The organism is Pseudaminobacter sp. Soil_N_29 (assembly GCF_057656055.1).
Genome location: NZ_JBDGLC010000005.1, coordinates 84,764 through 106,501, shown reverse-complemented (window position 1 = coordinate 106,501; position 21,738 = coordinate 84,764). Strand labels below are relative to the sequence as shown.

The 21,738-nt window shown below is 66.0% G+C and carries 19 protein-coding genes; 8 read left to right on the top strand and 11 right to left on the bottom strand.

What is annotated here, in order from left to right; all coding sequences use genetic code 11:
* Positions 1-142: 142 nt before the first annotated feature.
* Positions 143-3,928, top strand: coding sequence for a methionine synthase (gene metH, locus AC3A4H_RS13285; RefSeq protein ID WP_487767079.1), 3,786 nt, complete (start codon positions 143-145; stop codon positions 3,926-3,928).
* 53 nt (positions 3,929-3,981) lie between these two features.
* Here the strand turns inward: metH and AC3A4H_RS13280 are convergent, their stop codons facing one another.
* Positions 3,982-4,452, bottom strand: coding sequence for an NUDIX hydrolase (locus AC3A4H_RS13280; protein ID WP_487767078.1), 471 nt, complete (start codon positions 4,450-4,452; stop codon positions 3,982-3,984).
* Between the two features lie 174 nt (positions 4,453-4,626).
* Here AC3A4H_RS13280 and AC3A4H_RS13275 point away from each other — a divergent pair, with 174 nt between their 5' ends.
* The 3 genes from AC3A4H_RS13275 (at position 4,627) to AC3A4H_RS13265 (ending at position 7,846) form a co-directional block, all read left to right on the top strand.
* Entirely contained in the window at positions 4,627-4,824 is a 198-nt protein-coding gene (locus AC3A4H_RS13275; RefSeq protein WP_487767077.1) for a hypothetical protein, read from the top strand.
* A gap of 246 nt (positions 4,825-5,070) precedes the next feature.
* Positions 5,071-6,231: an NAD(P)/FAD-dependent oxidoreductase gene (locus tag AC3A4H_RS13270; RefSeq protein WP_487767076.1), complete on the top strand. Its 1,161-nt coding sequence runs from the start codon at positions 5,071-5,073 to the stop codon at positions 6,229-6,231.
* 115 nt (positions 6,232-6,346) lie between these two features.
* Positions 6,347-7,846, top strand: coding sequence for a malonate--CoA ligase (locus AC3A4H_RS13265; RefSeq protein WP_487767075.1), 1,500 nt, complete (start codon positions 6,347-6,349; stop codon positions 7,844-7,846).
* Between the two features lie 78 nt (positions 7,847-7,924).
* Here AC3A4H_RS13265 and AC3A4H_RS13260 read toward each other — a convergent pair whose 3' ends face one another.
* The 6 genes from AC3A4H_RS13260 to AC3A4H_RS13235 all read right to left on the bottom strand — a co-directional run bounded on the left by AC3A4H_RS13260 (position 7,925) and on the right by AC3A4H_RS13235 (position 14,609).
* Positions 7,925-8,869 carry a nucleoside hydrolase gene (locus tag AC3A4H_RS13260; protein ID WP_487767074.1) on the bottom strand — a complete coding sequence of 315 codons (945 nt, stop codon included), beginning with the start codon at positions 8,867-8,869 and terminating at the stop codon, positions 7,925-7,927.
* Positions 8,866-9,879: a nucleoside hydrolase gene (locus AC3A4H_RS13255; protein ID WP_487767073.1), complete on the bottom strand. Its 1,014-nt coding sequence runs from the start codon at positions 9,877-9,879 to the stop codon at positions 8,866-8,868. The genes AC3A4H_RS13260 and AC3A4H_RS13255 overlap by 4 nt, the downstream gene beginning before the upstream one ends.
* Positions 9,880-9,921: 42 nt before the next feature.
* Positions 9,922-10,887 (bottom strand): ABC transporter permease, encoded by a 966-nt coding sequence (locus AC3A4H_RS13250; RefSeq protein WP_487767072.1) that lies wholly within the window; start codon positions 10,885-10,887, stop codon positions 9,922-9,924.
* Positions 10,875-11,915 (bottom strand): ABC transporter permease, encoded by a 1,041-nt coding sequence (locus tag AC3A4H_RS13245; protein WP_487767071.1) that lies wholly within the window; start codon positions 11,913-11,915, stop codon positions 10,875-10,877. The genes AC3A4H_RS13250 and AC3A4H_RS13245 overlap by 13 nt, the downstream gene beginning before the upstream one ends.
* Entirely contained in the window at positions 11,912-13,486 is a 1,575-nt protein-coding gene (locus AC3A4H_RS13240; protein WP_487767070.1) for an ABC transporter ATP-binding protein, read from the bottom strand. The genes AC3A4H_RS13245 and AC3A4H_RS13240 overlap by 4 nt, the downstream gene beginning before the upstream one ends.
* Positions 13,487-13,604: 118 nt before the next feature.
* Positions 13,605-14,609: a BMP family lipoprotein gene (locus tag AC3A4H_RS13235; RefSeq protein ID WP_348779991.1), complete on the bottom strand. Its 1,005-nt coding sequence runs from the start codon at positions 14,607-14,609 to the stop codon at positions 13,605-13,607.
* Between the two features lie 262 nt (positions 14,610-14,871).
* Between AC3A4H_RS13235 and AC3A4H_RS13230 the strand changes: the two genes are divergently transcribed.
* Together AC3A4H_RS13230 and AC3A4H_RS13225 are read left to right on the top strand one after the other, a co-directional pair.
* Positions 14,872-15,456, top strand: coding sequence for an amino acid synthesis family protein (locus AC3A4H_RS13230; protein WP_348779990.1), 585 nt, complete (start codon positions 14,872-14,874; stop codon positions 15,454-15,456).
* Positions 15,453-16,037 carry an amino acid synthesis family protein gene (locus AC3A4H_RS13225; protein ID WP_487767069.1) on the top strand — a complete coding sequence of 195 codons (585 nt, stop codon included), beginning with the start codon at positions 15,453-15,455 and terminating at the stop codon, positions 16,035-16,037. The genes AC3A4H_RS13230 and AC3A4H_RS13225 overlap by 4 nt, the downstream gene beginning before the upstream one ends.
* A gap of 54 nt (positions 16,038-16,091) precedes the next feature.
* Here AC3A4H_RS13225 and AC3A4H_RS13220 read toward each other — a convergent pair whose 3' ends face one another.
* The 3 genes from AC3A4H_RS13220 to AC3A4H_RS13210 form a co-directional block, all read right to left on the bottom strand.
* Positions 16,092-17,294, bottom strand: coding sequence for an amidohydrolase family protein (locus AC3A4H_RS13220; RefSeq protein WP_487767068.1), 1,203 nt, complete (start codon positions 17,292-17,294; stop codon positions 16,092-16,094).
* A 61-nt stretch (positions 17,295-17,355) separates the two neighbouring features.
* Entirely contained in the window at positions 17,356-17,814 is a 459-nt protein-coding gene (locus AC3A4H_RS13215; protein WP_487767307.1) for a MarR family winged helix-turn-helix transcriptional regulator, read from the bottom strand.
* A 148-nt stretch (positions 17,815-17,962) separates the two neighbouring features.
* Positions 17,963-18,607 (bottom strand): cysteine hydrolase family protein, encoded by a 645-nt coding sequence (locus tag AC3A4H_RS13210; protein ID WP_487767067.1) that lies wholly within the window; start codon positions 18,605-18,607, stop codon positions 17,963-17,965.
* 289 nt (positions 18,608-18,896) lie between these two features.
* Between AC3A4H_RS13210 and AC3A4H_RS13205 the strand changes: the two genes are divergently transcribed.
* Both AC3A4H_RS13205 and AC3A4H_RS13200 read left to right on the top strand, forming a co-directional pair.
* The gene (locus AC3A4H_RS13205) at positions 18,897-19,739 is read left to right on the top strand and encodes an NAD-dependent epimerase/dehydratase family protein (RefSeq protein WP_487767066.1); all 843 of its coding nucleotides are present in this window, start codon (positions 18,897-18,899) and stop codon (positions 19,737-19,739) included.
* An 11-nt stretch (positions 19,740-19,750) separates the two neighbouring features.
* Positions 19,751-20,557, top strand: a complete 807-nt coding sequence (locus AC3A4H_RS13200) for an SDR family NAD(P)-dependent oxidoreductase (protein WP_487767065.1) — start codon at positions 19,751-19,753, stop codon at positions 20,555-20,557.
* A gap of 61 nt (positions 20,558-20,618) precedes the next feature.
* On the opposite strand, the gene AC3A4H_RS13195 is transcribed toward AC3A4H_RS13200, so the two are convergent.
* Positions 20,619-21,737, bottom strand: a complete 1,119-nt coding sequence (locus AC3A4H_RS13195) for an NAD(P)/FAD-dependent oxidoreductase (RefSeq protein ID WP_487767064.1) — start codon at positions 21,735-21,737, stop codon at positions 20,619-20,621.
* Between the last annotated feature and the right edge of the window lies 1 nt (position 21,738).

The window sequence follows — 21,738 nt, the reverse complement described above, 5'->3', positions numbered from 1 at the left end:
GCCGCAGCGCTCCTGCAAGGGGGTCACCGTTTCGTGATCGCGCGGCCGCGGCGGGGGTGCCGCGATTTTGATGGCTGGACATATTGACATAAAGATATCTTTATGTGACGAGAAGTCGCTCTGGAAACTGGAATTGTCGCAAATGAATTCGCTTGATGCCCTGTTCGGGCCAGTCGCCGAAACCTCCCGCGGGGCCGAGGTTGTCGCCGTGCTGACGAAAGCCGCGCGCGAGCGCATCCTTGTTCTCGACGGGGCGATGGGCACGCAGATCCAGGGTCTGGGCTTCGACGAGGGCCATTTTCGCGGCGACCGCTTCGGCGGCTGCGCCTGCCACCAGCAGGGCAACAACGACCTTCTGATCCTGACGCAGCCCGCGGCGATCGAGGAGATCCACTACCAATACGCCATCGCCGGCGCCGACATTATCGAGACCAACACCTTCTCCTCCACCCGCATCGCCCAGGCCGATTACGGCATGGAGGACATGGTCTACGAACTGAACCGCGACGGCGCGCGGCTGGCGCGGCGCGCGGTAAAGCGGGCCGAGCAGGAGGACGGCAAGCGCCGCTTCGTGGCCGGCGCGCTGGGGCCCACCAACCGCACGGCTTCGATCTCGCCCGACGTCAACAATCCCGGCTACCGCACCGTCACCTTCGATGATCTGCGCATCGCCTATGCCGAGCAGCTTCGCGGCCTGATCGACGGCGGAGCCGACCTGATCCTGATCGAGACCATCTTCGACACGCTGAACGCCAAGGCGGCGGTGTTTGCGTGCAACGAGGTCTTTGCGGAAAAGGGCGTCGAACTGCCCATCATGATTTCCGGCACGATCACAGACCTTTCCGGCCGCACGCTGTCGGGCCAGACGCCCACCGCCTTCTGGCACTCGCTGCGCCATGCCAATCCCTTCACCTTCGGGCTGAACTGCGCTTTGGGTGCCGCCGCCATGCGCGAGCACCTGGCCGAGATTTCGGACGTGGCCGACACCTTCACCTGCGCCTATCCCAATGCCGGCCTGCCCAATGAATTCGGAGGCTATGACGAAAGCCCGGAATTCATGGCCGAGCAGATAGAGGAATTCGCGCGCGAGGGGCTGGTGAACGTGGTGGGCGGCTGCTGCGGCTCGACGCCCGAGCACATCCGTGCCATTGCCGAGGCTGTGAAGAAATATCCGCCTCGCCAGGTGCCCGAGCACAAGCCGCTGATGAAGCTGTCGGGCTTGGAGCCCTTCACGCTCACCCCGGAAATCCCCTTCGTCAATGTCGGCGAGCGCACCAACATCACCGGCTCGGCCAGATTCCGAAAGCTGATCACGGCGGGCGACTTTGCCGCCGCGCTCGAGGTGGCGCGCGACCAGGTCGCCAATGGCGCGCAGATCATCGACGTCAACATGGACGAGGGCCTGATCGATTCAAAACGGGCCATGGTCGAGTTCCTCAACCTGATCGCGGCCGAGCCGGATATCGCCCGCGTGCCGATCATGATCGACAGCTCCAAATGGGAGGTGATCGAGGCCGGGCTGAAATGCGTGCAGGGCAAGCCGGTCGTCAACTCGATCTCGATGAAGGAAGGCGAGGAAGCCTTTCTCCACCACGCCAAACTGGTGCACGCCTATGGTGCGGCGGTCGTCGTCATGGCCTTTGACGAGGCCGGCCAGGCCGACGCGAGGGAGCGCAAGGTCGCGATCTGCACCCGCGCCTACAAGCTTCTGACCGAAAAGGCCGGCTTTGCGCCCGAGGACATCATCTTCGATCCCAACATTTTTGCCGTGGCCACCGGCATCGAGGAGCACAATGGCTACGGCGCGGCCTTCATCGAAGCGGCTGGCGAGATCACCCGCACCCTGCCGCATGTGCACGTCTCGGGCGGCGTCTCGAACCTGTCCTTCTCCTTCCGCGGCAACGAGCCGGTGCGCGAGGCCATGCACGCCGTGTTCCTCTATCATGCCATCCAGGCGGGCATGGACATGGGCATTGTCAATGCCGGCCAGCTGGCGGTCTACGAGTCCATCGACCCCGAGCTGCGCGAGGCCTGCGAGGACGTCATCCTCAACCGCGTGCCCAAGGATGGCGGCAACGCCACCGAGCGCCTGCTGGACCTGGCCGAGCGCTTCAAGGGCGCGGGCGGAAGGGAAGCCAGGGAAAAGGACCTGGCCTGGCGCGAATGGCCGGTGGAAAAGCGGCTGGAGCATGCGCTGGTCAACGGCATCACCGAGTTCATCGAGGCTGATACCGAGGAGGCGCGGCAGAAGGCCGAGCGCCCGCTGCATGTGATCGAGGGACCGCTGATGGCCGGCATGAATGTCGTGGGCGACCTGTTCGGCTCGGGAAAAATGTTCCTGCCGCAGGTAGTCAAGTCGGCCCGCGTCATGAAGCAGGCGGTCGCCGTGCTCTTGCCCTACATGGAAGCCGAGAAGGCGGCCAATGGCGGCAGCGGCGCGCGCGAGAGCGCCGGCAAGATCGTCATGGCGACCGTGAAGGGCGACGTTCACGACATCGGCAAGAACATCGTCGGCGTCGTGCTCGCCTGCAACAACTACGAGATCATCGACCTCGGCGTGATGGTGCCGGCCTCCAAGATCCTGGAAACGGCGCGCGAGCATAAGGCCGACATCATCGGCCTGTCCGGGCTGATCACGCCTTCGCTGGACGAGATGGTGCATGTCGCCACCGAGATGGAGCGCGAAGGCTTCGACATTCCGCTTCTGATCGGCGGGGCCACCACCAGCCGCGTGCACACGGCGGTGAAGATCCACCCGAAATACGAACGCGGCCAGACGGTCTATGTAACGGATGCAAGCCGGGCGGTCGGCGTCGTCTCCACGCTTCTATCGCCCGAGGCGAAGGGCGGCTATGTGGACGCAACGCGGGCGGAGTACAGGAAGGTTGCGGATGCCCATGCGCGCAGCGAAGCCGAGAAACAACGCCTGCCGCTGGCGGCGGCACGGGCCAACGCCCACCGCATCGACTGGTCGGGCTACGAGCCGCCGAGGCCGTCCTTCCTCGGCACGCGCGTCTTCGAGGACTGGGACCTGGCGGAGCTTTCCAGCTACATCGACTGGACGCCCTTCTTCCAGACCTGGGAATTGAAGGGGCGCTTCCCGAAGATCCTGGAGGACGAGAAGCAGGGGGCGGCTGCCCGCCAGCTCTTCGAGGACGCACAGGCGATGCTGGAAAGGATCGTTGCGGAAAAATGGTTCGCGCCGAAGGCCGTCATCGGCTTCTGGCCCGCCAATGCGGTGGGCGACGATATCCGCCTGTTTGCCGACGGCGACCGGGAGAGGGAGCTCGCCACCTTCTTCACGCTGCGCCAGCAGCTTTCCAAGCGCGACGGCAGGGCCAATGTGGCGCTGTCCGACTTCGTCGCGCCTCTGGAAACCGGCAAGCCCGACTATCTCGGCGGCTTCGTGGTCACGGCCGGCATCGAGGAGGTGGCCATAGCCAAGCGCTTCGAGCGCGCCAACGACGATTACTCGTCTATCCTGGTGAAGGCGCTGGCCGACCGCTTTGCCGAGGCGTTCGCCGAGCGCATGCATGAGCGCGTGCGCAGAGAGTTCTGGGGCTATGCGCCGCACGAGGCGCTGTCATCGGACGAGCTGATTTCCGAGACCTATCGGGGCATCCGCCCGGCGCCGGGCTACCCGGCCCAGCCCGACCACACCGAGAAGGTGACTCTGTTCCGCCTGCTCGATGCGCAGAAGCGGGTCGGCGTCAGCCTGACCGAAAGCTATGCCATGTGGCCCGGCTCATCCGTCTCCGGCCTCTATCTGGCCCATCCCGAAAGCTATTATTTCGGCGTCGCCAAGGTCGAGCGCGACCAGGTCGAGGACTATGCAAGGCGCAAGGGCATGGCGGTTGCCGAGGTGGAGCGCTGGCTGGGGCCGATCCTGAACTACGTGCCGGTTCGGACCGCCGAGAGCGTCGCCTAGCACAGCGTCGCCCGCTGCATCATTGCGATTGCTGGCCGGGGGCTGTCGCCCCGTCATGCGCGGGTGGTCAGGTCCTTGCGCAGCGAGTGGAACAGGCCCTTCAGCCCGGTGTCGGAAACGGCTTCCGTGGCCTCGGTCAGGTCATGCCAGCGCCGCTTGCGCTGGGCGCGTTCGGGCCAGTGCACCAGCGTGCCCCGAACCTGCAGGCCATACAGCACCACCGAGCAGAGGGCCTGCGAGCCGTCCTTGAGCGTCTTGAGGTAGTCATAGGTGCCGATCGGCTCTGGATCGATGTCTCCGAACACGCCGGCCTCCTCGAAGGCCTCGCGCATGGCCGCGTGCCTCGGGCTCTTGCCCTTGACCGGCCAGCCCTTCGGCACCAGCCAGCGCTTGGTCTCGCGCGAGGTGATCAGCAGCACCTTGACCCCGCCGCGCCGGCTCACGCGCCAGGGCAGCGCGCCGTACTGAAGCAGGCTCTCCGCTGCACTCGGCGCGGCTGAATGTTGTCTTGCCAGTGCTGTCATCGGCAGCCCTCGCCGGAAATCCCGGAGGCGTATCCCTCAGCGGAAACAGACAGGCTCGGCGCGAAAGGCCGCGGCATCACCGGCGGGTGCTGGCGGTGGGCGCACCAGGGGCAGCGAACCGCCGCGCGCGGCAGGCCGCGGTGGCAGAACTTGCATCTCGGAAAGGCATAGGAAGTGATCATCTTCGGCTCCAGGCGGCGCGATAAAATCGCGCAAGGTTCCACCGCAATTCGGTTCGAGAAGGTGGTCCCGGAGCGGAAGGTTCTGTGCGGTATTCAGTCCATCATGAAGCCGCTCCGGGAGAAGACATGCGCTTCTCCGGCCAGCCTCGAAATCATGATGAAGGTTTTCATGCACATGATTTCAATATAGGTGAAAGCAAAAGAAATACAAGGGCATGGCCGGGTGCCGGTGGGTAACGGGGGCTTCTTGCCGCGGCATGCAAGGATTTCACATTTCTCCCCGCGCAATGATGCCTTCAGGCGACGTGCCGGCCGGGCTGGAGCCGTTTTCCGGTTCTGAAATCGATTTGCACATGGGAAATCTTGCCTTATTGAGATTGCGGGTTTTCCGGCGAACGCGGTCGGGCCCGCCGCATAGGAGAGGAGCCTTTTCGTGATGTCAGAACAAGCGGGTGCGATGAAAGCCGATGTGATCGTCATCGGCGGCGGCATTGCCGGCGCCTCCATCGGCTATTGGCTGGCACCGCATGTGAAGACCGTTCTTCTCGAGCGCGAGAGCCAGCCGGGCTATCACTCCACCGGGCGTTCGGCCGCCCTGTTCAGCGAAAGCTACGGCACGCAGCAGGTGCGCGCGCTGACCCTGGCCAGCAGGGCTTTCCTCGAAGCCACCCCGCCCGGCTTCGCCGAGTTCCCCATCCTGTCGCCGCGCGGCGCGCTGGTCGTTGCTTCGGCTGACAAGGCGCACATGCTGGACGAGCATGAGGAAATCATCCGCGCCGTCAGCGCCACGGGCTCGCGCCTCGACGCCGCGGCCGTGCAGGCAATGGTCCCGGTGCTCCGGCCCGAAATGGCGGTGGGCGGCGTCTACGATCCGGACTCGGCCGACATGGACGTGCATGCGCTGCACCAGGGCTATCTGCGCGGCCTGCGCCAGGCGGGCGGCACGGTCGTGTGCAACGCCGAGGTGACCGCCGCCGAGCGCTCGGGCGCCGACTGGCGCGTCGTCGCCTCGGGCAAGGAATATGTCGCGCCCATCGTGGTGAACGCTTCCGGCGCATGGGGCGACGAGATCGGCCAGCTGTTTGGCGCGGAACCGCTGGGGCTCGAGCCGCGCCGGCGCAGCGCCTTCATCTTCGCGCCGCCAGCAGGCATGGACATCTCGCGCTGGCCCATGGTCATGGACGCCGAGGAGAACTGCTATGTGAAGCCCGATGCGGGCATGCTGCTCGGCTCGCCTGCCAATGCCGACCCGACCGCGCCGCAGGACGTGCAGCCGGAAGATCTCGACATCGCCATGGGCATTTATCGCATCGAGGAGATGACCACGCTCACCGTCGGCCGTCCGGCCCGCGTCTGGGCAGGCTTGCGCTCCTTCGTCTGCGACGGCGACCTCGTCGGCGGCATCGACCCGAAGGTTGCGGGCCTGTTCTGGGTCGTCGCCCAGGGCGGCTACGGCATCCAGACCTCGGCGGCGATGGGCGAGGCCTGTGCTTCGCTGGTGCGCGGGCTACCCCTGCCGGCCCGCATCGCCGATTTCGGCCTCGACGAGGCCAAGCTCGGCCCGGCCCGCCTGAAAGGGTTGCGCGCCGCCGGCTGAGGCTTGACTGATGCTCCGGTTTGGTGCGACGCGCTTGGGAGCGTAACACCGCCGCCGCTTTGCCGGCCGCCAGCTAGGCGGCCGCGAGGCTTCGGCCGAAACTTCGGGGTTCAGCATGGCCAATCCGATCTACGACGCGCTTGTCGGCATTCACTGCGACAACGCCAAACCGTTCCTTCATCTCGCCGACGGCAGCGTGATCAGCCATGCCGGCTTCGCATCGCTCGTCGGCCGCATCGCGGCCGTGCTGCGGGCGCAGGGCGTGGAAGCCGGGGACCGCGTCGCCGTCCATGCTGCCAAGACGCCGGAAACGCTTGCGCTGTTCTTCGGCTGCGCGCAGGTCGGCGCGGTCTTCCTGCCGCTCAACACTGCCTATACGCTCGACGAGGTGAGCTTCTTCCTCGGCGATGCCGAGCCGAAGCTGTGCGTCTGCGCGCCGGAAGAGGAAGCCGACATCGCCGCGCTGCTGCAGGGCAGCGGCCGCACGCTTTCCATCTCGGCCGACAGCACCGGAAGCTTCGCCGACGCGATCGCGACCGCCGAACCCCTCACGGCGGTGACCGACCGGGGCGACGACGACCTCGCCGCTCTGCTCTACACCTCGGGCACCACCGGGCGCTCCAAGGGCGCCATGCTCACCCAGAACAATCTTCTGTCCAACACGCGTGCGCTGGTGGCGGAATGGCGGTTTACCGCCGACGACGTGCTGATCCACGCCCTGCCGATCTTCCACACCCATGGCCTGTTCGTGGCCACCAATGTCATGCTGGCGGTCGGCGGCAGCATGATCTTCCACCAGGCGTTCAAGGCCGACGCCATCCTCGACGACCTGCCGCGCGCCACCGCGCTGATGGGCGTGCCCACCTTCTACACCCGCCTGCTGGCCAGCGACCGCCTCGATCGCGATCTCGTCAGCCATATGCGCCTGTTCGTCTCTGGCAGCGCACCGCTGCTTGCCGAAACCCATGTCGAGTTCGAGGCGCGCACCGGCCACCGCATCCTCGAACGCTACGGCATGACCGAAACCGGCATGAACACCTCCAACCCTTATGACGGCGAGCGGCGCGCCGGCACGGTCGGCTTCCCGCTGCCGGGCACGGAAATCCGCATCGCCGATGACAGCGGCAAGCCGTTGCCAGATGGCGAAATCGGCGGGGTCGAGGTGCGCGGGCCGAACGTCTTTGCCGGCTACTGGCGGCTACCGGAAAAGACCAAAACCGAATTCCGCCAGGACGGCTTCTTCATCACCGGCGATGTCGGCATGATCGACGAGGACGGCTATCTGCACATTGTCGGCCGCGCCAAGGACCTGATCATCTCCGGCGGCTTCAACATCTATCCGAAGGAGATCGAACTGGTGATCGACCAGGTCGAGGGCGTGGTGGAAAGCGCTGTGATCGGCCTTCCGCATGCCGATTTCGGCGAGGCGCCGGTGGCGGTCATCGTGGGCGACGAGACCGCGCGCCCGGCCGTCGAGGCTGCGGTGGCGACGTCTCTCGCGCGCTTCAAGCAGCCGAAGCGGCTGGTCTTCGTGTCCGAGCTGCCGCGCAACACCATGGGCAAGGTGCAGAAAGCCGAACTGCGCAAGCAGTTCGGAGACCTGCTGTCGAACTGACCAACAAATAAGGCCCCGGCGCAGAAAGCGTCGGGGCCTGAGTTCAACCGCGGTCAAAGGGACGGCTGTGCCCCTAGCCTAGTCCCTGAGCAGGTCGAACATCAGCTTGAAGAAGCGGTCGGCATCCACCTCATAGGCGATCCGGGCGTTGTCCTTTTCGCCGCGTTCGCCCCAGAAGTCCGCGACCGTCGCGCCGAAGGTGTAGGTGCCCTGCAGGTCCACGGCGATGTGGGCCGGGCGGGTCTTCACCAGCGTCGGGTCGATCGCCAGCGCCAGCGCCAGCGGGTCGTGCATGGCGCCGCCCACGCCCATCGAGTTGCGGTGAAGCTTCTCGTAGAAGCGCAGCCAGTCGTTGACCAGCTTGCCGAGCGGCGTGTCGATCTTGGCGAGCTCGGCAAATTGCGGCTCCTCGATCAGCACCTGCATTGTCACGTCCAGGCCGACCATGGTGATCGGCACGCCCGAATCCAGAACGATCCGCAGCGCCTCGGGATCGCAATAGGCGTTGAATTCGGTCGGCGTGATGATCTCGCTCTTGCGGTAGAACACGCCGCCCATCCAGATCACTTCCTTGATCTTGGGCAGGACGTGCGGGTGCTTCAGCAGCAGAAGGCCGATGTTGGACAGCGGGCCTGTCGCCATCACCAGGGTGGGCTCGGGGCGCGCCAGCAGTTTTTCGGCCAGGAAGTCGACCGCATGCTGGTCGACAGGCTTGATGGTGGCTTGCGGCAGGTAGGGCGAGCCCTCAAGGCCGCTCGGGCCGTCGGCGGTGCCAAGAACCAGCGGCCGCGCCAGCGGGCGGTGGCAGCCGGCCGCGACCGGCACGTCGCCCGCGCCGATATATTCGAGTATGCGCAGGGCGTTGGCGGTCGTCTTTTCCAGCTCGGCATTGCCGCAGGTCGTGGTCACGCCGAGCAGTTCGATGGCCGGCGAACGATGCGCCATCACCAGGGCAATGGCATCGTCATGGCCGGGGTCGCAGTCGAAGAGAATGGGGGTAGGGGTCATGTCGCTGCCGTTCATGCTGCCCGCTCGTAGCGAGCGATGGTATTCTTGAAGATGTCGAGGAAGCGCCGGCCCTCGAGGTCGGTGCCGATGCGCGTGGTCTTGGGGCCGCCGCCGGGCAGGATCTGGAAGCCGCGATAGGCCACTGTCTGGCCGCGGGCCACGCTGCCGTCGGTCAGCACGTCGACGAAGAGCGGCTCGGTCGTGGTCACCAGGTCGGGCTGGAAGGCAAGTGCCACGGTGATCACGTCGTCCATCGGGAAGCCGACGAGACCGAAGAACTCGCGCCAGATGTCGATATAGATCGGGAACACGTCGGCGATCATGTCGACAACCGGGTTGTCCTTGGCGTTCGCCTGCATGTCGGCAATGTCGTTGCGCGTCAGCATGGAGGTGGCGACGCGGTTGTCTTCGCAGATGTCGAGCGGCACGAGGATCTTCTGCACGTCGGCATTGAGCACGATGCGCGAGGCTTCCGGGTCGGCCCAGATGTTGTACTCGGTCACCGGCGTGATGTTGCCCGGCGTGTGGAAGTTGCCGCCCAGCACCAGCAGGTTCTTCAGCGCCTTGGTCAGCCGCGGCTCCTGCAGCAGCGCCATGGCCGCATTGGTCAGCGGGCCGGTGGTCACCAGCGTGATCTCGCCGGGGTTCGACATCACCGTGTTGATGATGAAGTCGACTGCGTGGCCGGGCGTCGCCTGCCGCCTGGGCGTGGGCGCCGGCGGGTTGAACTTCTTCAGGCGGTCGCCGAAGCGTTCGGTCAGCTGCTTCTCGAAATGCACCGGCGCTTCCATGTCGGCCTTGGAATGGCCGACGATCGGCCGCCAGGCACCGGCATAAACGGGAATGTCGTCACGGCCGGCAAGCGACAGCGTGTTGAGCACGACATTGGTCACCTGCTCGATGGGGCCGGCCGCACCGGTCACGGTGGTGATGGCCTCGAGCTTGATGTTGGGGTTTGCCGCGGCAAACAGCACGGCGAGGATGTCGTCGCCCGCCGAATCCACGTCGAGAATAATGCGTTCCATTTGTCAAAAAGCCTTTCAGCGTAAAATGGTCCTGTCCGGCCGTTAGGCCGGGTTCTTGTCGGCACTCAGCAGCCTGCGCATGGTTTCCGCGGTCTCGCGGATGATCTTGGGCCGGCTGCGGTAGGAGAGGGCAAACAGCGCCGACAGCGCGACCAGGTATGGCACCGCAAGGATCAGGTAGGACGGGAAGCCGAAGGTCTGCAGACGCAGCGAAAAGGCGTCGGCGAAGCCGAACAGCAGACAGCCCACCAGCACCTTCCAGGGATCGCCGTTGGAGAAGATCAGGATGGCAACCGCCATGAAGCCGCGACCGGACGACATGTTCTCGGTGAACATGGTGATGTAGCCGAGCGACAGGTGCGCGCCCGCTAGGCCTGCCAGCAGGCCGCACAGCAGCGAGGCCGTGTAGCGGATGCGCGTAATGGAGATGCCCAGCGCCTCCGCCGCTTCCGGCTTCTCGCCGACGACGCGGATGTAGAGGCCAAGCCGGCTGCGCTTATAGAACAGGATCAGCAGCGGCACGGCGAGGAACGCGACATAGACCATGGGCGTGTAGCCCGAAACCAGCGGTGCCCATGAGCCGAGCAGTGCCTTCGCGCCGGGGATCTGCACCTTGGGCAGGCCGACGATGCCCTGTCCGACGATGGAGCCGCGCGTGCCGAAGATAGCCTTCATCAGCGAGACCGTCATGCCGCCGGCAAGGATGTTGAGCGCAAGGCCGACCACCACTTCATTGGCCCGGAAGCTGACGACGAGGACGGCGAAGGCCAGCGCGAACACAAGTGCCGCGGCCACGCCACAGGCCACGCCCACCAGCGCCGAGCCCGACCAGATCGAGCCCAGCACGGCGAAGAAGGCGCCGACCAGCATCTGGCCTTCCAGGCCGATGTTGAAGATACCGGCCTTGGTGGTGAAGGAACCGCCCAGCGCCACCAGAAGGATCGGCGCCGTGGTCCGCAGCATCGCGACGAGGAGCGCGACGTTGACGAGGTTGGCTAGAATTTCCATCGACGTTCCCCTGCGGTGCTGTCACCGCGCCGCTTCATCAGAACCTGGGCCGACACGCTGAGAATGATCAGCGCCTGGATCACCGTGATGATTTCGCGCGAGGCGTTGGTGTCCACTTCCAGCAGCAGCGAGCCGCTGCGCAGCGCGCCGAAGAACAGCGCCGTGAAGATCGTGCCGATGGGCGAGCCGTTGGCCAGCAAGGCCGCGATCAGCCCGTCGAAGCCGAAGCCGGGCGCAAAGCCTTCCATGAAGCGGTGATGCACGCCAAGCGTCTCGACGCCGCCGGCCAGCCCGCCGATGGCGCCCGAGGCGAGCAGCACGATGAAGCCCTGGCGCTTGACGTCGATGCCGCCATATTCGGCGAATTTCGGTGCCGAGCCGACCATGGAGGCCGAATAGCCGCGCGCCGTGTGGCGGAACAGCCAGGCGACCGCGACCGCCAGCACCAGCCCGACGACCAGTCCCCAGTTCAGCCGGGAGAAGGAGAAGATCTCCGGCAGATACGCGCTTGGGAGGATGGGCGGGGTTTCGGACCAGCCGCCGGGACGCTTGAAGAGAAAGATGGTGAAGTAGGAGGTCAGCAGCACCGCCACATAGTTGGACAGGATGGTGGAGACGACCTCGTTGGTGTTGTAGCGCGCGCGGAAATAGGCCGGGATCGAAACCCAGGCCGCGCCCGCAAGCACCGCCACGATAAGGGCGACGACCATGTGCAGGCCGGGCGGCAGCGGCAGCGCGAAGCCGACCAGCGCCGCGGCAAAGCCGCCGAGGAAGAGCTGGCCCTCGATGCCGACATTGAACATGCCGCCACGCAGGCCGACGCAGGCCGCCACGCCGCAGATCAGGATCGGTGTCGTCTGCAGCAAGGTGCCGGCGATCCTGGTCTGGTCGCCGAAGGCCCCGCGCAGCAGGGTCATGAAGACCTTCACAGGACTTTCGTCGACGAGGATGATGATGACCGCGCCGATGGCAAGCGCCAGGAGCACGGCTATCGCCTGGCCGTAGAATGCGCGCAATCTGTCGCTCATGAAGCGAGTTCCCGTTCCTTTTCGCCGGGCTGGAGCCCCGCCATCATCATGCCGATGGTTTCGTCGTCGGCCTCGTTGCCGTCGACCTCGCCCATGAGGCGGCCGTTGAAGAGAACCAGGATGCGGTCCGCCAGGGTCAGCAGTTCGTCGAGCTGCACCGAGATGACGAGCACCGCGCGCCCGGCCGCGCGCTGGCTCATGATCTCGCTGTGGATGGCTTCCTGGGCGCCAATGTCGACGCCGCGCGTCGGCTGGTCGATCAGCAGAAAATCCGCGTCGTTGGTGAATTCGCGCGCCAGCACCACCTTCTGGATGTTGCCGCCCGAAAGCCGCTTGACGGTGTCATGCGGTCCGCGCGCGCGGATGTCGAAGCGCTTGATCATCGCCTCGGCGTCCCTGTCGGTGGCCTTCCAGTCTAGCACGCCGTTCCGGCTCCACGGAGCCCGGTGCTGGCGGCCCATGAGCAGGTTGGACGAAATCGAGGCGCCGCCGTCGACGCCGCGGATCATGCGGTCGCCCGGCACATGCGCAAAGCCGGCCTTGCGGATCGCCGCCGGCGAAAGCCGGGTCAGGTCGCGGCCATTGAGAAACGCTTCGCCATGGCTGGCGGGTCGCAGGCCGGCAAGCACTTCCGCCAGCTCGGTCTGGCCGTTGCCGGCGACGCCGGCGATGCCGACGATCTCGCCGGCGCGCACGGTGAAGCTCACGTCGCGCAGGGCAGGCAGGCGGCGCTCGTCGCGCGCCCACAGGTTGCGCACGTCCAGCACGACCTTGCCTTCGGTGGCCTCGCGCGGGCGCCGGTCGAAGCTGACGTCGCGGCCCACCATCATGCGCACGAGATCGGCCTTGGTGAGCTCGGCGGTCGGGCGGGTGGCGACATGCTTGCCGTTGCGCAGCACCGTCACCGTGTCGGATACTTCCATCACCTCCTCGAGGTGGTGGGAAATGAAGATGACGGTCATGCCCTCGGCCACGAAGCGGCGCAGCGTCTGGAACAGCTCGCGGCTCTCCTGCGGCGTCAGCACCGCGGTCGGTTCGTCGAGGATGATGGTGCGCGCGCCGCGCACCAGGACCTTGAGGATCTCGATGCGCTGCTCGATGCCGACGGAAACGAGGCTGACGCGCTCGGTCGGGTCGACCTTCAGGCCGACGCGCTCGGAGAGCTCGCGGGTCTTCTCGATCTGCGCGGCGTGGTCGATGAGACCGTTGTTGACGATCTCCATGCCGAGGAAGATGTTCTCGGCGATCGAAAGCGACGGCACGAGCTTGAAATGCTGGTGCACCATGCCAAGGCCAGCGGAAATGGCCGCGGCCGGGTCGGCAAACACGACGTCCTGCCCGTCGATGCGGATCTTTCCCTCGTCGGGCTGCAGCAGCCCGAACAGGATGTTCATGAGGGTGGTTTTGCCGGCGCCGTTTTCGCCGATGATCGCGTGGATTTCGCCGCGGCGAACGGTGAGGTTGACGTTCTCATTGGCGGTGAAAGCGCCGAAGCGCTTGGTGATGCCAATGAGCTCGACAGCGTTTTCGGCGGGGCGAGCTGCGGTCGTTGTCGAGGATGCGTTCGACACGAAAGACCTCACAGTTGGGTTGGTCGATCAACCCGGCGTCCGCACGGACCGATATGCCGGATTGCGGGCGGCGGCGCCGCATGGCGCCGCCAGCCTTTCGAGAGATGCCGAACCGGCCTTACTTGGCCTTGACGATCTCGATCTTGCCGTCGACGATCTCCTGCTTGATCTCTTCCAGCTTGCTGGTGATCTCGGAGGGGATGTTGGCGGCGATGTCGTCGCAGACCTTCACTTCGACGCCGCCGGAGGCCAGGTCGAACGTGCGGGTGCCGGGGGTGACCTTGCGGCCCTCGACCTCGTCCTTGATCAGCGTGTAGACGGCGATGTCGCCGCGCTTGAGCATGCTGGCCAGCACGTTGCCCGGAGCCGAGCCGCACATGTCGACGTCGACGCCGATCGAGTATTTGTCGGCCGCAGCACTCGCCTGCATCACGCCTTCGCCCGTCGGACCGGCGACGTTGTAGACGATGTCGGTGCCCTGGCCGTAGAGCGCCAGCGCCAGTTCGCTGCCCTTGGCCGGGTCATCGAAGGTGCCGGCGAACACGGCGTTCACCTTGACGTCCGGCGCGGCATACTTGGCGCCCTGCTCGTAGCCGCCGAGGAAGTTGCGGATGACGGGAATGTCGCGGCCGCCGACGAAGCCGATGGCCTTGCCGTCGCCGATCTTGTCGAAGGAGCTGCCCTGGTTCTCGATCAGGCCCGCCAACGCGCCGGCCACGAAGGAGCCCTGCTCCTCAGCGAAGCTGGCATAGACGATCTTGTCGCTGTCCAGCACGCCGTCGATGAACACGAAGCGCTGGTCGGGATAGGCCGCACTTGCCTTCTGCAGCGCGTCCACCAGCTCCCAGCCCATCACGAAGATGAGGTCGTACTGGCCGCCCTTGGCGAGGTTGGCGAACTGCTCTTCATAGTCGAGCGCGCGGTTGCCGGTGTCGACCAGCTTGAGATCGATGCCGAACTCGTCCTTGGCCTTGTTGAGGCCGTTGACGATGGAGACGCCGAAGCCCTGTGCGAAATAGCCGGAAATGGCCGCCACCGACACCTTGTCCTGCGCGCCGGCCGCGCCGATCGAGGCGGCAAAAGCAACGCCGGCGATCGCAAACTTCTTGAACAAATTTCTCATCCCGCTTCCCATGATCTCCCTGGAAACACTGCTTCAAGCCCGACGCGTTGCGGTATAGGTTATCCCAACTTGTTGGTGCTCATATGACTTTATGGGTGGTCTAACAATCTGTCAATCGGGGTGCATTGCAGCCCACAGGAGTCATAGCCGTTATATAAGGCCAGCCGGCGTCTGGCGCTTGACAATCCACGCCAATCGCTAATTGTTGCTACTCTAACAAGTTAGGCCAGTTTCAAGCCTGGTCGGTTTTTCGAGAGGACCCATGTCAGACATCCCAATCAAGAAGCTCGTCGTCCAGGTCGAGGAGATATTCCACGAGGGCGGCCCGCGCGCCGACAAGCCCCTGAAGCGCGGCGCGGTGCTGGCCGTGGTCGAAAACCCGTTTGCCGGCCGCTATGTCGAGGAAATCGCGGGCTTCATGGAAGATCTGAAGCCGGTGGGCCTCGCCATGGCCACGAAGCTGCTGGAAGCCATGGGCGGCGAAGCGGGCGAGATTGAGGCCTATGGCAAGGGCGCCATCGTCGGCGGTGCGGGCGAGCTGGAACACGGCGCGCTGTGGCACAATCCGGGCGGCTATGCGATGCGCGAGCTGCTGGGCGACACCAAGGCCATCGTTCCCTCCACCAAGAAGGTCGGCGGCCCGGGCGCGCGAATCGACATTCCGGTGGCCCACGTGAATGCCGCCTATGTGCGCAGCCATTTCGATGCGATCGAGGTGGGCATCAACGATGCGCCGCGCGCCAACGAGATCGTGCTGGTGCTGGCGATGACGACGGGCCCGCGAATCCATGCGCGCGTCGGCGGCCTGGCGGCCAAGGACATCAAGGGAGAGGACGGTTTGCGATGAGCGTCGAAATCCGCAAGATTTTCACGGTCGTTGAGGAGACGCGGTTCGAGGGCGGACGCCCGGTCAACCCGCCCACGCGCCGCGCCGCCGCGGTCGCGGTCATCCGCAACCCCTATGCGAACCAGTTCGTGGACGACCTGTCCAAGCTCAGCGATATCGGCGAGGAACTCGGTGACATCTTGCCGCGTCGCGCGGTCGCTGCCCTGGGCATCGACGGTTCCGCCGTCGAGAGTTTTGGCAAGGCGGCCGTGGTTGGCGCTGATGGCGAGCTCGAGCACGCCGCCGCCATCCTGCACCCGAAGCTCGGCGCACCCTTCCGCGACATCCTAGGCAAGGGCGCGGCGCTGATCCCTTCGTCGAAGAAGCGTGGCGGCCTCGGCGCGCCGATCGACATCCCGCTCGGCCACAAGGACGCGGCCAAGGTGCGCAGCCACTTCGACGGCATGGAAGTGCGTGTTCCTGATGCGCCGCGCGACGACGAGATCGTGGTGGCGATCGCGGTGACCGATTCGGGCCGCCCGCACCCGCGCGTCGGCGGGCTGACCAAGGATGAAGTGAAGGGCGAAGACGGGCTCGTCTGAGCCCTCGAGAATGTTCCGCCGCGGCTAGTCGCTCGCGGCGGAACCTTGCGGCCCTCAGGCCGCGACTGTCTCAGGAACCCGGGCTGCCGGGGGCGTGTTGCGGCTACGGCCCGTGCGAACCACGCCGTCCACCATGATCATGCCGATGCCGGGCAGGTTGCCCATGGTGATGCTGTCGAGGAAGTCCTTGCCGGCGCCGCCCAGGGCCTGGTCCATGAAGACGAGATCGGCCGCGCGGCCGGGCGCCACGATGCCGCGATCGTCCAGCTTGCGCACATGCGCGATGTTGCCAGAGGCGAAGCAGAACGCGACTTCCGGCGCCACACCGCCCAGCGAGGCCAGCATGGTGATGGTGCGCAGGATGCCGAGCGGCTGCACGCCCGAGCCGGCCGGGCCGTCGGTGCCGACGATCACGCGGGCAAGCTCGCCGCGTTCCTGAGCGATCTTCAGCACCATCAGGCCGGTGCGCAGATTGCCGTTGTGGACGATTTCCAGCGCGCGCGTGCTTTCCTCGCAGACGCGGATGATTTCATCGTCGGGCAGGGCGGTCGGGCCGCCATTGACGTGGGCGATCACGTCGGCATCCACTTCCAGCACCACGTCGGCGCCGATGCGCCCCGAACCGGGGATCGAGGGGCCGCCGGTGTGGGTCATCGACGTCATGCCGTATTTGCGCGCCCAGGCGATCATCTGCCGGCCGGTCGGGCCGTCCTTGACGCCGCCAAGGCCAACCTCGCCGATCAGCGTCACGCCGGCCTCGGCGAGTTCGCGGAAATAGTCTTCCGTCATCCCGTGCTCGAGCACCGGCGCGCCGGCGATGATCTTCATGCCGCTGGGCCGGAAATTGGCGAAGCTGCGCTGCGCGGCAATCGCCAGCGCCTTGATGCCCACCAGGTCGCGGGGGCGGCCGGGATAGTGCGCCTCGCCAGCCGAGATCACGGTGGTCACGCCGCCATGCAGCGTAGAGTCGAGCCAGCCCATCTGGTTCTGGCGCGGCGTCCAGTCTCCGGCCACGGGGTGCACGTGGTTGTCGATCAGGCCGGGCGTGACGACGCAGCCCTGCGCGTCGATGATCGTCTTGGCGCCCTCGAGGTCGAGGTCGGCAGCCTTGCCGACGGCACTGATGCGCTCGCCGGTGCACACGATGGTGTCGGCGTCCAGAATCGGGTTGGCGAGATCGCCGCTCAGCAGCAGGCCGATATTGCGGATGACGAGTTTGTCGCCGCCGGCGGCAGGCCCATTCGGTTCAACCGACATTCGAAATTTCCTTTTCAAGTCTTGCGGATTGGTGCCCGGCCAAGGCCCCCGCCGGGCTGGCTCAGTCCTCGCTGCCGATCCGGTGTAGCAGGTCGAGAAGGGTCTTCTGCTCTTCCGGCGACAGCGGCGAGAGCAGCTTGCGTCCGACCTCCAGGCTGCGGTCGAGGCGCTCGAGCGTGTAGTGCGTGCCGGCATCGGTCAGCGTGATGATGATCAGGCGCTGGTCGGTTTCGGAAGGGCTGCGCTTGATAAGCCCGTGCTTCAGCAGCTTGCGCACCACGATGCTGATGGTGGAGGGGTCCATCGCGGTGAGCCGACCGAGATGGTTCTGCGAGACCTCGCCATAGCGCAGGATCGTCGCCAGCGCGGCGAACTGGGTGGGCGAAAGTTCCTCGCCGGCCATCACCTGCTGGAAGCAGAGCGTGGCGCGCTGGTGGGCGCGACGGATGGCATGTGCCGGATGCGCGTCGAGATCGTAGCCGGACTTCCCATAGAGTTCGACGGCTTCCACCCGGCTGATGGGCTTGACCGCGCGCGCAGGCTTCTTGCGCGTGGATTTGGCGCTGTCGTCCTGGACTTCGCTGTCTGTCGTCACTTTCGATCCCTTCCCGTGTCTTCGCAGGCCAGGCCGCTCCTGGCCGGGCTGCGCCCCCTCTCCCTGGCCGTATTCAGCCGACGGTGTCGAGGTTGCGCAGGACCGCGCCGGATTGCAACGCCCCCGCCACGCTCGCCGCGTCGCTGACGACGCCGAAATGCGTGGCGATGTCGTAGAGGCTGCTTTCCTGTTCGCGCGGGCCGGTGGCCGCGCAGCAATCGCTCGGCACCACCACTTCGTAGCCGTTGAAGAAGGCGTCATGCACGGTGGAGCGAACGCAGATATTGGTGACCACGCCGAAGACGATGATCTGGTCGACCAGCATGTCCTTCAGCGTCATGTCGAGGTCGGTCTGGAAGAAGGCCGAGTAGCGACGCTTGATGATGTGGATCTCGTCGTCGCGCGCGCCGAGGTCGTCGATGATCTCGACGCCCCAGGTGCCTTCCACGCAGTGCGGGGTGCGCTTCAGCCATTCGCGGTCGCGTCGCATGTTGGGGCGATGCGCGTCGTGAACCCAGATCACCGGGGCGCCGGCCTTGCGGGCGGCCTCGATCACGCTGAGCTGCGGCGCCACCAGCGTCTCGTAGCCCGGCAGCACCATTGCGCCGCCCGGCTTGCAGAAATCGTTTACCATGTCCACCACGATCACCGCGGCGCGCGCCGGGTCGAGGCTTATGCTGCCGTCATTGCGGTGCGACGAAAAGCTATCCGTGGTCATGGTAGAAACCCTTCAGCATGTGCCAATTGTTTGTGTACATACAAAAACCCTGCCGCCGGCGAAGTCAATCCCGCAGCGTGGCGCCGGCGCGCAAAGAGCGACCGTGTCACCAACTTTAGCCGCCAAGCGCGATTTGGGCATGCAGCGCTCCATTGACAAGATGGGGGATTATGCTCTTCGAATTGTATGACCATCAATGATATTGTGCACGGAGGCCGACTCAAGTGATCGCCGCAGGTCGTTCCGGCGGCAAGTTCCGGGTTCGTCGCGCCACAGAGAAGGAGCCGATATGAAAATCGTCGTAACAGGATCGAGCGGCCTGCTGGGCCGGCACGTCGCCGAAGCCCTGGTGGGGGCCGGGCACGAGGTGCTGGGCATCGACATGGCGCCACCCAGCACGGGCGGCTGGCAGCATGTCACGGCAGACCTCACCGACCTCGGCGCCACGCTGCAGCTCATCGGCGCCTGCGAGGCGGTGGTTCACATCGCCGCCATCCCGCGGCCGACCGGGCGCGCCCCGGCCGAGGTTTTCCGCACCAATATCGCGGCCGCCTACAATGTGGTCGAGGCAGCGGTGAAGGTCGGCGCCTCGCGCTTTATCTATGCGTCCTCCTTCAGCGTGCTCGGCTATCCCTTTGCCGAAAATTTCCGCGCCCCGCACTACCTGCCGGTCGACCAGAACCATCCCATCGGCGCGCAGGATGCCTACGGCCTGTCGAAGTGGCTGGGCGAGGAGGTGGTGGAAGCGGCCGTGCGCCGCGGAGCCTTCTCTGCGGTCAGCCTGCGCATGCCCTGGATCCAGACACCCGAGACCTTCTTCAACGAGGTGGGGCCGCGCCGCGTGCTGGCCGATTCCGCCCGCGACCTGTGGAGCTATCTCGACGCCCGAGACGCCGCCGATGCCTTCCTCAAGGCGCTTGCCTGGAAGGGCGAGGGGCATCTGCGCACCTTCCTCAGCGCGGCTGACAGCTATTCCGAGGAAGAAACCGCGGTGCTGGCCGAGCGTGCATTCCCCGGCGTGCCGTTCGCCCGGCCGATCCCAGGCCATGGCGCGGTGATCGACAACGCCCATGCGCGCGAAACGCTCGGCTTCGAGCCGCGTCATTCCTGGCGCTCGTACAAGAATTCCTGAAGGAGACGAACATGAATCGCTTTGAAAACAAGGTCGTCGTCGTCACCGGCGGCGCTGGCGCCATCGGCGGCGCGGCCGTGCGCCGCTTCCTCGAAGAGGGGGCGCGGGTAGCCGTCGTCGATCGCGACGGCGCCAGGGCCGAGGCATTCGCCGCCGAGCTGGGCGAGCGCGCGCTGGCTGTTGCCGCCGACGTTTCCGACGAGGCCGAGGTCCAGAAGGCGATCGACAAGGTTGTCTCCACCTTCGGCCGCCTCGACGTGGTGTTCAACAATGCCGGCATCTCCGGGCAGGTGGCTCCGGTGCACCAGCTTGCCGTCGAGGACTGGGACGCCATCGTTCGCATCAACCTGCGCAGCGTCTTCCTCGTCATGAAGGCTTCGCTCAACGCCATGATCGACGGCAAGATAGAGGGCTCCATCGTCAACATGGGTTCCTCGATGGCCGGCTGGGACGTGCTCTCCGGCGGTGCCGGCTACGCCTCGACCAAGCATGGCGTGGTCGGCCTGACGCGCGTGGCAGCCCTCGACGCCGCGCCCTACGGCATCCGCGTCAATGCGATCTGTCCCGGCGTTATCGAGACGACGCTTGGCGTGCCGGCGGCGGATCGCCAGGCCTATCAGGCCGGCATCCAGCGCTTTGCCAACCGCATTCCGCTGCGCCGCATCGGTCAGCCGGAAGACGTAGCGGCCGCCGTCGCCTTCCTCGCCTCGGACGAGGCTCGCCACATCACCGGCGTCGACTGGCTGATCGATGGCGGCCAGACGCTGCAGAGCTGGGCCAACGCCCCCGAAGCCGAAGCCTATCCGCGCCATCGGTAAGCGAAAGGATCAATTGCCCTCCGGACGGCGCAACGCCGTCCGGGGCGCCCTCGGGGGGATCTTATGGGCGCGCCGCTTCCGCCAGCCGCGCCACATGCCCGGCGATCGCCAGGCTCGAAGTCAGGCCGGGGCTTTCGATGCCGAACAGGTTGACGATGCCCGCCGTCCCATGCGCCTCCGGCCCCTGGATCACGAAATCCGCGTTCGGCTCTCCCGGGCCGGACAGTTTCGGGCGGATGCCGCTATAGGTCGGGCTCAGGCTGCCGTCGGTAAGGCCCGGCCAATACTTCCTTATCTCGCCATAAAAATGATCGGCGCGGCGCGGGTCGACCTTGTAGTCCAGCCCCTCCACCCATTCGACGTCCGGGCCGAAGCGGGCCGAGCCGTTGAGGTCGAGCGTCAGGTGCACGCCGAGCCCGCCCGGCTCCGGCACCGGGTAGATCAGCCGCGAAAAGGCCGGCCGGCCCGTCACCGAGAAATAGTTGCCCTTGGCGTAGCGCAGCGGCGGCACGAAGTTGCCGTCAAAACCTTCCAGCGAGCGGGCGATGGCGTTGGCCGAAAGCCCGGCCGCGTTGATGAAGCGCCTTGCCGCGATCTCGAATTCGCCGCCGGCGCTGTCGCGCGTCTGTAGCACCACGTGGTCGGCTTCGAGGCGCCCCGAGACGATGCGGGTGTTGAGCGAGAGGAAGCAGCCGTGCTCCTCGGCCTCGCCCAGCAGGGCCAGCATCAGCCCGTGGCTGTCGATGATGCCGGTCGAGGGCGACAGCAGTGCCGCCGTGCAGCGCAGCGACGGCTCCAGCGCTTGCGCCTCCGCGGCGGAAAGCGGCACCAGATCGTCGACGCCGCAGGCGCGCGCCCTGTCGACGATGGCGGCAAGTGTCGCCTCCTGGTCGGCGTGGGTCGCCACGATCAGCTTGCCGCAGCGCCGGTGCGGCACGTTATGCTCTTGGACGAAGCGATAGAGTTTTTCGCGGCCCTCCACGCAAAACTTCGCCTTCAGCGATCCGGGCTGGTAGTAGAGCCCGGCATGGATCACCTCGGAATTGCGCGAGCTCGTCTGCGTGCCGATGGCCTCTTCGGCCTCGATGACGATCGTCTCCCAGCCGAGCGTGGAAACCTCGCGGGCCACGGCCAGGCCGATGACACCGGCACCCGCGATGATGCAGTCGACCTGTTCCATC

What these genes read in the sequence shown, in the direction of transcription:
- metH (WP_487767079.1), top strand. Translation starts at nt 143, where the DNA reads ATGAATTCGCTTGATGCCCTGTTCGGGCCAGTCGCCGAAACCTCCCGC.
- AC3A4H_RS13280 (WP_487767078.1), bottom strand. Translation starts at nt 4,452, where the DNA reads ATGACAGCACTGGCAAGACAACATTCAGCCGCGCCGAGTGCAGCGGAG.
- AC3A4H_RS13270 (WP_487767076.1), top strand. Translation starts at nt 5,071, where the DNA reads ATGTCAGAACAAGCGGGTGCGATGAAAGCCGATGTGATCGTCATCGGC.
- AC3A4H_RS13265 (WP_487767075.1), top strand. Translation starts at nt 6,347, where the DNA reads ATGGCCAATCCGATCTACGACGCGCTTGTCGGCATTCACTGCGACAAC.
- AC3A4H_RS13260 (WP_487767074.1), bottom strand. Translation starts at nt 8,869, where the DNA reads ATGAACGGCAGCGACATGACCCCTACCCCCATTCTCTTCGACTGCGAC.
- AC3A4H_RS13255 (WP_487767073.1), bottom strand. Translation starts at nt 9,879, where the DNA reads ATGGAACGCATTATTCTCGACGTGGATTCGGCGGGCGACGACATCCTC.
- AC3A4H_RS13250 (WP_487767072.1), bottom strand. Translation starts at nt 10,887, where the DNA reads ATGGAAATTCTAGCCAACCTCGTCAACGTCGCGCTCCTCGTCGCGATG.
- AC3A4H_RS13245 (WP_487767071.1), bottom strand. Translation starts at nt 11,915, where the DNA reads ATGAGCGACAGATTGCGCGCATTCTACGGCCAGGCGATAGCCGTGCTC.
- AC3A4H_RS13235 (WP_348779991.1), bottom strand. Translation starts at nt 14,609, where the DNA reads ATGAGAAATTTGTTCAAGAAGTTTGCGATCGCCGGCGTTGCTTTTGCC.
- AC3A4H_RS13230 (WP_348779990.1), top strand. Translation starts at nt 14,872, where the DNA reads ATGTCAGACATCCCAATCAAGAAGCTCGTCGTCCAGGTCGAGGAGATA.
- AC3A4H_RS13225 (WP_487767069.1), top strand. Translation starts at nt 15,453, where the DNA reads ATGAGCGTCGAAATCCGCAAGATTTTCACGGTCGTTGAGGAGACGCGG.
- AC3A4H_RS13220 (WP_487767068.1), bottom strand. Translation starts at nt 17,294, where the DNA reads ATGTCGGTTGAACCGAATGGGCCTGCCGCCGGCGGCGACAAACTCGTC.
- AC3A4H_RS13210 (WP_487767067.1), bottom strand. Translation starts at nt 18,607, where the DNA reads ATGACCACGGATAGCTTTTCGTCGCACCGCAATGACGGCAGCATAAGC.
- AC3A4H_RS13205 (WP_487767066.1), top strand. Translation starts at nt 18,897, where the DNA reads ATGAAAATCGTCGTAACAGGATCGAGCGGCCTGCTGGGCCGGCACGTC.
- AC3A4H_RS13200 (WP_487767065.1), top strand. Translation starts at nt 19,751, where the DNA reads ATGAATCGCTTTGAAAACAAGGTCGTCGTCGTCACCGGCGGCGCTGGC.
- AC3A4H_RS13195 (WP_487767064.1), bottom strand. Translation starts at nt 21,737, where the DNA reads ATGGAACAGGTCGACTGCATCATCGCGGGTGCCGGTGTCATCGGCCTG.